The 13368-nt window shown below is 70.9% G+C and carries 13 protein-coding genes; 5 read left to right on the plus strand and 8 right to left on the minus strand.

All coding sequences use genetic code 11. From position 1 onward, the window contains the following. The first annotated feature begins 152 nt into the window (after positions 1–152). The gene (locus tag ABZ260_RS11670; protein WP_355615837.1) at positions 153–368 is read left to right on the plus strand and encodes a hypothetical protein; all 216 of its coding nucleotides are present in this window, start codon (positions 153–155) and stop codon (positions 366–368) included. A gap of 112 nt (positions 369–480) precedes the next feature. After that, entirely contained in the window at positions 481–1674 is a 1194-nt protein-coding gene (locus tag ABZ260_RS11675) for a geranylgeranyl reductase family protein (RefSeq protein WP_355615839.1), read from the plus strand. A 121-nt stretch (positions 1675–1795) separates the two neighbouring features. Here ABZ260_RS11675 and ABZ260_RS11680 read toward each other — a convergent pair whose 3' ends face one another. The 4 genes from ABZ260_RS11680 to ABZ260_RS11695 form a co-directional block, all read right to left on the minus strand. Further along, positions 1796–2782 carry a sugar isomerase gene (locus tag ABZ260_RS11680; protein ID WP_355615841.1) on the minus strand — a complete coding sequence of 329 codons (987 nt, stop codon included), beginning with the start codon at positions 2780–2782 and terminating at the stop codon, positions 1796–1798. Between the two features lie 125 nt (positions 2783–2907). Next, a complete protein-coding gene (locus tag ABZ260_RS11685) occupies positions 2908–4695 on the minus strand; it encodes a CotH kinase family protein (RefSeq protein ID WP_355615843.1) in 1788 nt (595 codons plus the stop codon). A gap of 6 nt (positions 4696–4701) precedes the next feature. Next, positions 4702–5379, minus strand: coding sequence for a DUF4956 domain-containing protein (locus ABZ260_RS11690; RefSeq protein WP_355615845.1), 678 nt, complete (start codon positions 5377–5379; stop codon positions 4702–4704). A gap of 16 nt (positions 5380–5395) precedes the next feature. Next, positions 5396–6268, minus strand: a complete 873-nt coding sequence (locus tag ABZ260_RS11695; RefSeq protein WP_355615847.1) for a polyphosphate polymerase domain-containing protein — start codon at positions 6266–6268, stop codon at positions 5396–5398. Between the two features lie 480 nt (positions 6269–6748). On the opposite strand from ABZ260_RS11695, the gene ABZ260_RS11700 reads away from it, so the two are divergent. Continuing rightward, a complete protein-coding gene (locus ABZ260_RS11700; RefSeq protein WP_355615849.1) occupies positions 6749–8515 on the plus strand; it encodes a PD-(D/E)XK nuclease family protein in 1767 nt (588 codons plus the stop codon). Between the two features lie 22 nt (positions 8516–8537). On the opposite strand, the gene ABZ260_RS11705 is transcribed toward ABZ260_RS11700, so the two are convergent. The 4 genes from ABZ260_RS11705 to ABZ260_RS11720 form a co-directional block, all read right to left on the minus strand. Beyond that, the gene (locus ABZ260_RS11705) at positions 8538–8669 is read right to left on the minus strand and encodes a hypothetical protein (RefSeq protein WP_355615851.1); all 132 of its coding nucleotides are present in this window, start codon (positions 8667–8669) and stop codon (positions 8538–8540) included. A gap of 61 nt (positions 8670–8730) precedes the next feature. Next, positions 8731–9351: a hypothetical protein gene (locus ABZ260_RS11710; RefSeq protein WP_355615853.1), complete on the minus strand. Its 621-nt coding sequence runs from the start codon at positions 9349–9351 to the stop codon at positions 8731–8733. A gap of 403 nt (positions 9352–9754) precedes the next feature. Next, positions 9755–10405, minus strand: coding sequence for a response regulator transcription factor (locus ABZ260_RS11715; RefSeq protein WP_350928080.1), 651 nt, complete (start codon positions 10403–10405; stop codon positions 9755–9757). After that, positions 10402–12417 carry a histidine kinase gene (locus ABZ260_RS11720; RefSeq protein ID WP_355615856.1) on the minus strand — a complete coding sequence of 672 codons (2016 nt, stop codon included), beginning with the start codon at positions 12415–12417 and terminating at the stop codon, positions 10402–10404. The genes ABZ260_RS11715 and ABZ260_RS11720 overlap by 4 nt, the downstream gene beginning before the upstream one ends. A gap of 433 nt (positions 12418–12850) precedes the next feature. On the opposite strand from ABZ260_RS11720, the gene ABZ260_RS11725 reads away from it, so the two are divergent. Both ABZ260_RS11725 and ABZ260_RS11730 read left to right on the plus strand, forming a co-directional pair. After that, complete coding sequence (locus ABZ260_RS11725) at positions 12851–13042, plus strand: ClpX C4-type zinc finger protein (protein WP_355615858.1); 192 nt, start codon at positions 12851–12853, stop codon at positions 13040–13042. 11 nt (positions 13043–13053) lie between these two features. Beyond that, a complete protein-coding gene (locus ABZ260_RS11730) occupies positions 13054–13221 on the plus strand; it encodes a hypothetical protein (RefSeq protein WP_355615860.1) in 168 nt (55 codons plus the stop codon). The last annotated feature ends 147 nt before the right edge of the window (positions 13222–13368 follow it).

Raw genomic sequence — 13368 nt, forward strand, 5'->3', positions numbered from 1 at the left:
GTCGCGGGTGCTGCCTCCGGCACCGTAGGTGACGGAGACGAAGGTGGGGTGCAGCGCCTCCAGCTCGCGGACGGCACAACGACCTGGGGTTCGTCGTCGACCTGGGCGGGGCCGCCGCCGCCGCGAACCCGCTGGGCGTGCCGCTGTCGGGCATGGTCGCCAAGGTGGTAGCCCGGGGTTACCACCTGCTGGCCGTCCCGCACGGCCGGGCGCGCATCGCCGGGAGCTGGCTGCTGGACCTCGTGCTGCCTCGCCAGACCGTCCAGCTGGGCATGGTCAGCGGCGCGGAGGTCCCGCTCGCCTCCACCGTCCCCGAGCACCCACCCGGCGTGAGCGCCCCGGACCCCGAGCCGGTGAAGCAGGCCTGAGCGGGGGAAGCGTAAAGGACGGCGAGATCTCCGGCACGCCCGGCGGCGAGGCCGGTGCCGGTGTCCATGCGAACCCGATCCGAGCCGGCGAGCCCTCTGGTCGGAGGGAGTGATGGCCAGGCGGTTCCGCAGGGGCGTACAGGGAAGGTTCACCCGGGTGAACGACGTGTGGGATCTGGCGGTCGTCGGCGGTGGGCCCGCGGGGGCGGCGGCCGCGCTGCGCGCGAGGCAGCTCCGGCCTGACGCGCGGGTGCTCCTGCTCGATCGGGCCGACTTCCCCCGTGACAAGGCCTGTGGTGACGGCATCGCCGCCCACTGCCGTGACGAGCTCGCCCTGCTGGGCATCCCCGACCTCGTCGCCGACTACCGGCCGACGCAGCGCCTGGCGGTGGTCTCCCCCGGCGGCGCGCGCGTCTCGGCCACCTCCGCCCGGCCCAACCACGTCGTTCCCCGCAGGGTCTTCGACGCCCGCCTCGTCGACGCCGCCCGTGCCCGCGGTGTCGAGGTCCGCCGCCACCACGTCCGCTCGCTCGCCGTCCTCGACGGCCACATCGTCCTCGACGGCACCGTCACCGCCCGCGCCGCCGTCGCCGCCGACGGGGCCAACTCGACGATGCGGCGCCTCATCGGCGTCTCCCCCGCTCCCGACAGGCACACCGCGATCGCCGTACGCGGCTACGCCGACGTGCCCGCCGACGACGACGTGCAGTCCATCTTCATGCAGCAGGACGGGTGGCCCGCGTACGCGTGGTCGTTCCCCATCGGCGACGGCACCGCCAACGTCGGCTTCGGGATGCTCCTGCCCAGGCTGCGCGCCACCGGCCGGCCGGGCCGCGAGGTGCTGCACGGCCGGCTCGCCGAACTGCTGCCCCACCTGAGCGCCCACGACCTGCGCGCCCACCACCTGCCCCTGTCCCCGGGGCGGCCGAGGCCGGGCTCGGGGCGGGTGCTGCTCGCCGGTGACGCCGCCGGTCTCATCAACCCGCTCACCGGCGAGGGCATCTACTACGCCCTGGTCTCCGGCCGCCTCGCCGGCGAGGCGGCCGTGCGGGCCGCCGCCGACCCGCTGCCCGCCTACCGGCGCGAGCTGAGGAAGGCACTCGGGCGGCACCTGCGCACCACGGACGTGCTCGCCCTCGCCGCCCAGTCGCCCGGCTTCATCGACGCGGCGATCGACACGGCCGCCCGCCGCAAGGAGGTGTTCGACCTGCTGGTCGACGTGGGTCTCGGCGCGGGCACCGTACCGCTCCCGCTGGCGCTGGCCGTGGTCCGCCGCTGGATCGCGAGCGGCGTCCGACGGCGCTGAACACCGCACGCGCACGCTCCCCAGGTGGCGGCCGCTTCCCCGGACCACGTGAGAACCACCGAATGGGTCAGGTCGCCTACCTCGCCAACGATGCCGATCCGCGCGTCGTGCTCCTCATCGGTTACGTGAGAATCACCGAACGGCTCAGGTTGCGTGGACTGTCCGGGTCGAGACCGCGCGATCGGGACAACTCGACCGCCAGGCGCTGGGCCCGGACGAGGTCGGCCAGCGGGTCGAGTTCCGCGACCGTGGTCAGGGCCCCGGTTCGGGTCAACTCCTCACGCAGTTCCTTCGGACCGCCGAAGAACCACACCAGGCTGTTCTCGTCGGCGATGCTGATCGGCCCGTGCCGGTACTCCATCGCGGGGTACGCCTCCGACCAGGCCAGGGCCGACTCCCTCAGCTTCAGTGCCGCCTCCTGGGCCAGGCCGTTGGTCCACCCGCTGCCGAGGAAGGTGAACTGCCGCCGTGAGAGCGCCCCCTCGGGGAGCGGCGCGGCGAGCGCGGCCTCGGCCTGCGCGGCCAGGTCGGCGGGAGCCTCCCCGAGGTGCGCGCGGAGCAGGGCGAGAGCGCTGGTGGCGAACCTGGTCTGCACCACGGAGCGCTCGTCGGCGAACTCCAGCGCGATCACCGTCTTCGCCAGGCCGGACACCGGGGTCGCGGGGTCGGCGGTGACGGCGACCGTCGGGATGTCCCCGGCCGCGCCGAGGGCGTGCAGCACCTCCGTGGTGGTCCCGGACCTGGTGATCGCCACCAGCCGGTCGTAGCGGCGCGCGGGCAGCTCGGAGGCGGCGAACGCGTCGGTCTCCCCCTGCCCCGACCGCTCGCGCAGGACCGCGTAGGCCTGTGCCATGTAGAGCGAGGTGCCGCAGCCGATCACCGCGACCCGCTCGCCCGCCTCCGGCAGGCCCGCCGGGCCCGCCGCGCCGAGCTCCAGCGCCCGCCGCCAGCACTCGGGCTGGCTGGCGATCTCCCGCAGGACGTGCTCCATGCGGCCTCCCCATCGATGCTCGTTCATCTTCGCGACATGCCGTACGTGAGCGGGCCCGGCGTACGCGGGCACGTCACGCCGGTGACCGTCGGAGGCGTCGCCGGGCCCGTGTCGCACCGGCCAACCGGAGCACCTTCGCCGACCACTGTGGATCATCGCATGCCGGTGAGGCCCCGGGGAAAGGGAGTGCGCGGAGGAACGGCGGGAGACCGGGACGCGGAATCCCGCCGTTCCTCGCAGGATCATCCGCCGGCGATCACCTTGTCCGAGCCCAGCGCCTCGGCGCGGGTCTTGAGGGTCGTACGGAGCGACGTGGCTTCGGCCTCGACCTTGGCGGTGTCGGCGCCCTCGTTCAGCCGGTAGGACTTCACGATGTCGTCGAGCAGCGTGGCGGCGGCCCCGCCTCCCAGGAGCTTCTGGTACAGGTTCCGGTACTGCTCCTCGTAGACCTTCTTGAAGGCGGGCGTCTTCAGGAACCTGTCCTTCAGCGCGTGGCCCATCCGCGGCCCGCCCATCGGGTTGTTCTGACGGGCGCCGCCCTCCTGACCGGCACCGCCCTGTGGCTGCCCGCTCCGCGTCGGCTGAACCTGCGGCCGCGGCCCCTGAGTCGGCTGAACCTGGGCCGCCGCCCCTTGGGTCGGCTGAACCTGCGGCTGCCCGTTCCCGGTCGGCCGGGACTGGGACTGCGAGCCCTGCACCGGCTGAGTCTGGGAACCCGCCCCCCGCATCGGGCCGCCCCCGCCGAACCCCATGCCGAGCGTGTCGTTCGGCCCCGCCGTGGCGTTGCCGTTGAAGGCGAAGTTGAGGTCCCAGGTGATGACGGTGAACTTCTTGCCGTCCAGGTCGTACCACAGGTAGTAGTTACGCCCGGGACCGCTCATGTCGTCGAAGTTGACCATCAGGTTCTGCAGGACGAGATAGCGGGCGAAGGACTCCACGTCCACCCGGTCGGCCAGCCCGGCGGCGAACTCCTCGTCGGAGGACTGCTCCACCCACTTGACCAGGTCGATGACCGGTTGCAGGTCCTTACCTCCCACCTTGTTGACCTGTTTGAAGTCGGTGCCGTAGGCGGTCTGGTCCTCCCCCTTGTAGCTGAAGCCACTTGAGGCGAGCGACTTGTACAGCACGCCGTCGCCGAGCCTCTCCGCGTATCCCTCGTCGAGATACTCCACCAGCAGACGTGGAGACGAGGAACGGCCGTTGACCGTGAACGAGCTGTAGGCGTACCGCTGGGTCGGCTCGCCGGCCGCGCCGACCAGCGAGATCGCCAGCGCCTCGTTCAGCAGGGTCGAGGACTGCCCGGTCGCGGGACGCACGGCCAGCTGCGAGTGCCCCTGGTAGCGGCGCCCCTCCACGAACTCGTCAAAGCTGATCAACCAGGGCAGGTTCTCGGGTTCCTCCGCCTTGAGCGCGGTCATCGAACCACCCGGACCCCGCCCGGGTCCTGCCCCGCCACCACCCGCACCGCCGTCCGGCGGCTGAAAGCCGTCCGGCGCCTGGAAACCCTCGGGAGCCTGGAAGCCCTCCGGCGGCTGGAAACCCTCGGGAGGCTGAAAACCCTCCGGAGGCTGGAAGTTCCCCGGACGCCCGCCGCCGGGGGCGCCGCCCCGCCCCCCGGTGCGGGACTTGCCGTTCCAGGTGAGCCCCATCAGCGTGGAGTTGCCCTTCAGCCGGATGCCCACGCTCGGCAGGGTGGTCCCGTCGATGACCAGGTCGGCCTCTACGTACTTCTTCTCCCCCTCCTTGAAATACTCCTCCAGCATGTCCCGATAGGCCCCGTCCTTGAACGTGATCTGGACGCTGTGCGAGATCGCGGTGTCGAAGACGTCCTGGGTGCCCGCGATGTCCTGGGTGACCGTCCGCGCCGCGCTGACCTGCCCGGTGGTCACGTAGGGCCGGATCGTCCCGGTGCCGAAGCCCGCACCCACCACCAGCAGGAACACGGCGAAGAGGGCGACCACCCTCCAGTGGTGCCGGAGCCTGACCGGAATCCGGTGCCGCAGCCGCGGCCGGTTCTTGGGAATGGTCACGGCGGCCTACAGGTCGGTCTGGTCGTACCCGGTCAGAACCGTGACCGGCTGGCCGCTGTTGCGCTCCCGCAGGGCCGAGATCAGGTTCCCAGGCTCGCCGCCCTTCTTGATCTTGACCGTGTACATCAGCTCGGTCAGCGCGCCACCGCGGATCGACTCCATGCTCACCAGTTCGAACTCGTCGGTGTGCTGGATCAGCACGTCCTGGATCGTGTGGGTGTAATCCTCGTCCGAGGGCACCTGGACCTTGACCACCTGGCGCTGGACGTTCAGGTGGAACCAGTTGAAACGACTCATGATCATGATGACCAGCGAGATCGCCACGGCGGCGACGGCGGCCAGAACGTAGAAGCGGGTGCCCACGGCCATGCCGACGGCCATCACCAGGAAGATGAAGCCGACATCCCGGGTCTCCTTGATCGCGTTGCGGAACCGGACCACGGAGAGCGCGCCGACCAGGGCGAACGCGCGCGCGATGTTGGAACCGACGACCAGCATGATCAGCGAGATGATCATGCCGAGGATGACCAGTGTCTGGACGTAGGACTGACTGTAGGAGACGTTGCGGTGCGTCGCCCGGTACACCCAGCCGATCATCACGCTGAGCACGAACGACAGCGACATCGCGATGGCGATGTCCATCACGCTGAAGGTGCCGGACAGGTCCTGAAAATCAAAGTTCATGGGGGTTACGCCTCCATCAGGCGGAGTGGGGGTCATGGTCGGGGACGTGGAAGATCGACCGAGGGGCCCGGCCGAAGGCCTCCACGCTCTGGCAGTACTTGGAGACCCGCACCACCTGCAGGTTCCGTTTGGCGGTCAGATCGGTGAGCCAGTAGGGAACCCGCTCGTTCGCCTTGACCTCGATGATCGATTTGGTGGGCGGGACGATGAACCGGTTCTGGGCGTCGGCGCCGATGTGGAAGTCCCGGTCACGGCCCCGTACGCGCTGGTCGAAGGTGACCCGGAGGCCGACATCGGCGTCCCGGCCCACATAGGCGTGCCGCTGGTAGCCGGTCATCGCGGTGGCCCGCAGATCGAGCCGGCAGACCAGGTCCAGAACCTCCTCGACGAAGGGCCGCTCCGCCTCGGTGTGCTCGACCGGCTCACGCCCGTCGCACAACCGCAGCGCGTCGGCGTACGGCAGGCAGACCCGGCGCTTCTGGGTGACGCGGTTGACCCGCTGCTTGATCTCGACGAACACCGGGGTGTCCGCGGTGACCTTGAAACGGTCGCCGTAGTGCCTGATCCGCAACTTGCGCCGGAACTTCAGGCCCTCGATCTTCTCCCAGTAGAAGCGGAGCCCGCGGGTGTCGTAGTAGACACTCCAGATGCCGTACCCCTCGTCCCCGCTGTGAGCGTCCCGGTCGAGTCGCCGCTCTATCTCGCCCCGGAGCTCGTCCACCAGACCGGTGTCGACCAGATACTTGATCTCGTAGCGGTTGAACGCGTGCAGCCTGCTCGGCGCACGCAGCGCGCGCCCGGCATCGGGCACCCGCCCCTCCCCGCCACCGTCCCCGGGATCTGCGGGGCCGTCTGCGATCGCGGACGACCTGCGGAGTCTGCGCAGCATGTTGCTCCATTCGAGAGAGCGTCGGCGGACATGTCATGGTGCGAACCGGGGAGCGACGCGTCCGAGTCCCCGGCGCGGGACGCCCCGGACGCGCACGTCCCGTGAGCGGCGGTCCGCATGGCGGAGCCGCCCTGCCGGAGCGCCCGGGACGGCGGCTCACGGACGTCAGGCCCGTCACCGGCGACCAGCGCTTTCGCGGCGGCCGAACCATTCATGACGTCGTTCTACGTGCCCTCGATGAGAGTTGGCTAAGAAGCGTGTCAACTTCCGTTCATTCAACGGACGAACGGCAGTAACTCCCCGTTAAGCACGGACCGCGAACGGGACCGGCGCTCCCCCCTGACGGATACCCGATTGTCGCGTTTCATCGGAAAGTATCCGCCTATCACCTTAAAAAGTTGTGACTCTAATTCACAATATGTTTCACTGTGTTGCAGCGCAGTAGCACCTCTCTACTTCCCCCATACCGAGGAGAGTGCGTTGAGTCAGCCCCCCAGCACCGAGTTCACCGGAAATCCCGATGTCGTCAGGCTGTCGGCGAGCCTGCTCGACCGCCGGGACGGCGACTGCGGAGACTTCGCGGCGGTCAAGGCTCGCCCGAAGCTGTGGCCGCGGGTCTCCGAGAGGCGTAGGTACGCGCCCTGGGAGACCTTTCCGCTCGGCCTGGTGATGGACGTGCTCAACGCTGTCGAGTTCGAGGCCGTCCCGATCGACGAGGCGCTGCCGAGGACCCTCGGAAACGCCCGCGACACCGTGCATCCGGGGGTCGCCAACTGGATCGAGCACGCCTGCCACACCTACCTGGAGGTCTCCGAGAGCCTGGCCGCCACACTCGCCTCCGAGGGGGTGGAACTCCGGCCCGAGCACCAGCCGCGGATCGTCCAGGGCGGCCGGTCCCCCGCGGAGATGCGATCCCTCACCGTGTGGGGCCGATGGTACGGCGCACCGGACGGTACGACGGTGGAGTTCCGGCGGATGCGCCTGCGCCGCCCCCTGGGCGGCACAGATCTTCCGTCCACCCAGGCGATGGCGTACGTGGCGGCGGTCGGCAAGCAGGTGACGGACCCGTCGGAGCTGCATCGCGCCATCCCCGTCCCGGTACGGCCCGTTCCCGTCCCCCGGCGAGTGCGGGTGGTCGAGGTCGGGTTGACCACCGGCACGGACCGGGTCCTTGTCGACACGACGGATCTGGAGGAGATCCGCGGCGCCTACACCTCGAACGTCAGACCCGCGACGGCCCGGCTGCTGGCCGGTGGCGGCCGGACCCCTGGGCGGGACTGCGCCGAGTGCAAGGCACGGGCCTCCTGCGGGGACCTCGCGCACGCTCCCGGCCTGCTCGGCCTCGACGACCGGGGCACGCACCGGCGGACATGGTCGATCACGACGTCCCGGTACTACCAGGTCTGCCCGGCACAGGCTCACCTGCGAGAGCTCCGGCTGCCCGGCGACTGGGAGACGAGCCCGGCGGCCGAGCGCGGCCAGCACGTGCACGCGTGGCTTGAGGCCGCACACCGCCGGGGAAGAGCCTGCGTTCTCGCGGACCTGCCGGAGGTGGACGCCGATGACTGCGGCCTCGCCGACGAGTTGATGGAGCGCCAGGAGTACCACCGGGCCCGGCCGTACCTGCTCCGGCATCTGGCGGTATGCCCGCTGCGCGGCCCGGACGAGGTCACCGAGGTCAGACCCGAGCCGAAGATCGCCGCGTACGACGCGCGGGCCGATGTGATGGTGCTCGCCCACCCGGATCTCCTCCGCCGGGTGGGCGGACGCCTCGTCTACCGCGAGCAGAAGACGTCGGCCGTACCTCGCGGCATCACCGCGGGAAACGCGCTGGAGATGGCCCCCCAGCTCGCCCTGGCGGTCCGCCTGATCGCCACCGGCGTCTTCGGGGACACCGACGGGCTGGTCGAGTTGGAGCAACTCACCCCGGACTCCGCCGAGGTGCTCACCTTCGACGCGACCGACCCGGCGACCGTCTCGACCGCCCAGGCGGTCGTCCTTGACCGGGTCCGGCCCTGGCACCGCGACGTCGCCTTCCGTGCCGCCCCGGGAGCCTGGTGCCGGTTCTGCCCGGTGTCCCGCTGGTGCCCGAGTGCCTCCGACACCCCCGCACATGTCACAGACGAGCTCGCCTTCGACCCCCGCACCGGGGAGATCCTGGCAAGCCCCGGCCGGTTGGACAGTCGCGTCGAGGCGATCGCGGCCACCCTCGTCGACCCCGAACCCGACGACGAACCTCCGTTCTGAGCGGCCGAGGGGATTCTCCGGATCACTCCGCCTCTGGGTTGTAACGGCGAAGGGTGACGACCACGAGGATGGCGAGGCCGAGGAAGATGAGGCCGCCCGTCGCGGCGACCGCCACGGTGGCCGCGCCCGGGGATGTGGTGTCCCGCGAACTCACCGTGCCGCCAGCGCCGTCGAGTTCCTCCGCAACGACGATCCCTCGGCTGCTCGGGGCCTCCCTACCGTGAGATGGGACGAACGGCGAGGCGGACTCCCAGGTGGGCATGCATGCCGAGCAGCCACGCCGCGCTGACGTACACCGAGACGGTCGAGCCGCCGAAGATCTGGGCCACCATGGTCACCGGGAACCACATGCCCGCCAGCAGCGGCAGCCACCGCAGCGCTCCCTGGTAGCGGCCCTTGACCGCGAGGACGATGCCCAGGACCAGCATGCCGAGCTGACTGAGCGGCCAGCAGGCGTCCAGGATCATCAGCGGCAGCGGGAAATCGTCGTGGGTGGCGTAGCCGAAGGACAGCGCGTTGAGCAGGAACGCGCCGGGGAGCAGCACGAGCAGGCCGGCCGGGACGATCCGGGCCCACCCGTCGCCGGCGCCGCGGGTGGCCAGCACCGTCCAGACGAAGGCGAACAGGCCCACGACGAACAGCATCCCGGTGATGGTGTCGAGGGTCTGGATGCCTTCCTCGATCTTGTCCCCGACGATGACGATGCCGGCCGCCCAGGCGGCGGCCCCGACGGCCAGGAGCAGTCCGGCGATCCGGATCCACGCCGGGTCCGCGGTGCGTTGGATCGCGACGGGCTCGTTGGGATTGACGTTGCTGGGCACGATGCGGCTGGACATTGGTGTTCCTCCGTTGCTTGTCGGTGGTAACACGATCTCGGCCGTGCGTCCCGGGCGCCCAGGGAGCGCGGCCATGCGCGCGGTCCCGAGTTGGCCCGGCGTGACCGGGCCAGGCGTCCCGGGGCGGCGGGGACACCGCTCCCAGGCACGCGGGCGGGCTGCGTGACACCGTGAGCGACCGTGTCCTCGGAGAGACGCGGCGGTGCGCGGCTCCACGAGATGGTCAAGCAGGCCGGCTGGACCGGCGACGCGATGACCATGCGAAATGAACGGAGGGTGGCTCGGCCGCCCCCGCCCCGCCATACGATGCGATCCGGTCAGCCGGCCTCTGCGGGGCCGACGTCGACCAACGCTCACTCACCCTTGCGCGGGCGCCGCCCGCACGAGGCCGAGAGCACGCCGGTCACCGGCCGAGGCCGGCCTCGCGAGCCTGGATGATGGCCTGGGCGCGGTCGGCGACCTGGAGCTTGGCGAAAACGCTGGACACGTTGTTACGTACCGTCTTGGGCGCCAGCGACAGCCGCTCGGCGATCATCCGGTTGGACAGGCCGGCCGCGATCAGGTCGAGTATCTCCCGTTCCCGAACGGTGAGCTGGGGGAACGGCCCCTCTCGGACCGGACGGGCTACAGCCAGCCGGGCGAAGTAGCGCGTCACCCGCCCCGCGAGTGCCGGCCCGAAGATCACCTCCCCGCTGGCCACCGCCATGATGGCGCGCAGGATCTCCGTCTGCTCAGCCCCCTTGAGCAGGTAGCCGCGAGCGCCGGCGAGCATGGCGGCGAAGACGCTCTCGTCATCCTCGTGCATCGTGAGCACCAGCACGTGCGTGTCCGGGCAGGTGGCGACGATCCGCTCGGTGGCCTGCACACCGTCCATCCTGGGCATCCTCAGGTCCATCACCACAACCTGAGGGCGCAGCCGGACGGCCTCGGCGACGGCCTCCTCCCCGTCCGCGGCGATCCCCACCACCTCGGCCTGGTCAGTCGAGGCGAGCATCATGCGCAGACCGTCCCGGTACACGGGATGATCGTCGGCGATCAGCACCCGCGGCGTCACGAGGGGGTCACGGTCCCGACGGGCAGGACGGCATGGACCCGGGTTCCGCCGCCGCGGCCGACCCCGACCGCGCACTGGCCGCCCAGTTCCTCCGCGCGCTCACGCATGCCGACCAAACCCACCCCGACCACGGCGCCCGGAAGGACCCCGCGCCCATCGTCGGTCACCTCGACCTCCAACTCGTTCCCCGCCACGGCGACACGCACGTGGCAGGTGTCCGCGCCCGCGTGCCGGGTGACGTTGGTCAGCGCCTCGCAGACGATCCGGTACGCCGCCACCTCGCTCGCGGCGGACAATCCCGCCAGGTCTCCCTCTACCTCCACCCGCACGGCGAGCCCATCGCCACGGAACCGGGCGGCCTCCTGCCGCAGCGCCCCGGCCAGGCCGAACTGATCCAGAGCCGGCGGCCGCAGATCGTGCACGAGCCGCCGCACGTCCCCCAACATCGTGGCAAGATCCTTCCTCACCTGGTCCAGCGCCTCCCGGGCGGCACCGGGATCCCGGGTCAGCAGGTTGTGCGCCGCCTCCACCTTCAGCGCGGCGGCGGCCAGGGTGGGCCCCAGCCCGTCGTGCAGGTCCCGGCGCAGCCTGCGCCGCTCCTCGGCCACGCCGGTGACCAGACGCTCGCGGCTGTGCTGCAGTTCCTCGGTCAGCGCGGTCGCCCGCACAGCCGCAGCGGCCTGCCTTACCACGTCGGCCAGCAGCCGCTGGTCGGATTCGGCCGGCCGCGCACCCGCGCGCGGCACCAGGACAAGCCGCCCGATCGGCGCGTCGCGGTAGGCGAACGGTAGCACCACGACGTCCTCGCCGGGGGTGCCGTGTTCCACCACGACGGTCTTCCCGTCCGCCCGGTCCAGTTCGACCCGCACGTACGGCGAGCGGAACACCCCCGACACCGCTTTCGCCACCTGCAGCAACAGTTCCTCCGGCCGCACGGACTCCTCAAGCCGCCGGGCGAGGGCCGAGACCACCTCGTACGGCTCCGTCCGCCCCATCAGCCCCCGGTTCACCCACCGCCGGACCCGCTCCCGCAGCGGCGCGTAGACCACCCCGACCAGAACCGCCGCCAGGACCGCCGCCACCGGCTCGTCGATGATCGCCCCCAGGCTCACGAAGACCGGCACGTCGATCGCCACGACGGCGACCGCGAGCCCGCCGTACAGGAGGGTCCAGCCGAGCACCGGATCAATGTCATAAAGCCGGTACCGGCTCACCGCCACCACGACCGCCGCTGCGACCGCCACCAGGGAGACGACGAACGACAGGTCCTGCGGCAGCCCGTCCACCACGGCGGAAGCCAGGATCAGTGCCGCGTTCAGCAGCGCCGCCATCAGCATCCAGCGAAGCTGCGCCCGCCGAACGCCCACCGAGCCCCGGAACCGCCAGGCGAAGGCCACCACCGACACCAGCAGGCTCACCACCAGCAGCGCCGGCACCGCCGCCAGCGCCGAGTGCCACACCGCATCCGGGAGTGGCGGGAACGGCGGGTCGAGTCCCGGCCAATTCATGCCCGGCGATTCGATCCGCCACGGGACGGCGAGGAACACCGCGACCGCCAGGCCCGTCGCCCCCAGCGACAGCCACGCGGCCCATCGCCACCGCGGTGATGGCAGCCGCCCATCAGGAAAGAACAGCAGCACCAGCAGCGGGAGCAGGTTCAGCAGCGGCCCCAACCGCGCCCCGGCGTAGACCGCGGCCGGAGTCAGCGGCAGCGCACCACCGTGGCGGGTCAGCGACAGCACCGCGTACGCGGCGGCCAGGCCGTTCACCGCGGCGACGACGCCTCCGGCGATGAGCAGCCAGGTCATGAGGTGGCGGGGCAGGCGCACCGCCAGCACGATCCCGGCGATCGCGAGGGCCACGCCGGGCACCGTCGAGGACCACACCGCCCAGTCCAGTGGCTCGGGCCGCGTCACCACCCCGGTCGCCACGTCAAGCCAGGTGGCGACCCCGCACGCCAAGACGCAGAGCGCGACGAGAGCCGACGCCCCAACCGCCAGGCGCCGATCCACGGCAGAGACACCGCCGGGGGCGGGCCCCGGCGGGGCCGGGACACGACCGGAGGGAAAGGAGTCGGACACGTCGCTCAGAGTGCCACACGGCGTGCCCCGCCTACCCGGGAGTGGTGTCCCGTCCCATCCGGGACACACACCCTGGCCTGGAGCGGGCACAGCCGGGGCTTGCCCGCCTCGGAGCCCTGGGACACGCCAACAGGCCAGGCTTCGCATCCCACCCACCGTGGACCAGGACTACTGATCGTTCGCCGGGGACGGCAAGAGCCGGTGGCCCGCCGGCAGTTCGTCCCCACCGCCCGGAACTACACCGCCTGACGGCAGTCCGAGCGTGTCTCGGTAACGCTACCGGGGTGTCGTCAGCGAGGCGTTTCGGAAGGATGCAACGCGCATACCAATTGTCAGGGAATCCCTGACAATTTAGGAGTGCGCTGTGACACCGCCCGACACCCCGGCCGAACTCGCTCGGTGTTCCTTCTGCGGCAAGCCGGACACCAAGGTCGACAAGCTGGTCGCCGGCCCTGGAGTGTATATCTGCAACGAGTGCGTGGCGCTCGCCGCGTCGATCATCGACGGGCGCCTCGGCACCCCCCAGGACCGCGCGTGCCCGTCTGGGAGTCGTTGACAGACGGGGAGATGCTGAGCCACATTCCGCGCGTCGCCGCGCACATCGACCAGGCCGAGGCCGACCTGCGCTCGTGGGTGCAGGAACTGCGCCGACGCGGCGTCACCTGGATCAAGATCGGCGAAGCTCTCGGGATCACCCGCCAGTCCGCATGGGAGCGGTTCTCCGGCGAGAAGTGACACGCCCCGGGGCAGTCCACCCGCATCTCGTGGTCTTCCATGCGAGATGATCCCGCTATGCGTGGCGGGGACGGGCTGTTCAAGGCGGAGCCGGTCGAGACGAAGCGGCCAGGTACTTCGTATTCACGGTAAGCGCGAAACCGAATC

Source organism: Streptosporangium sp. NPDC006013, assembly GCF_040614275.1.
Lineage (GTDB): Bacteria > Actinomycetota > Actinomycetes > Streptosporangiales > Streptosporangiaceae > Streptosporangium.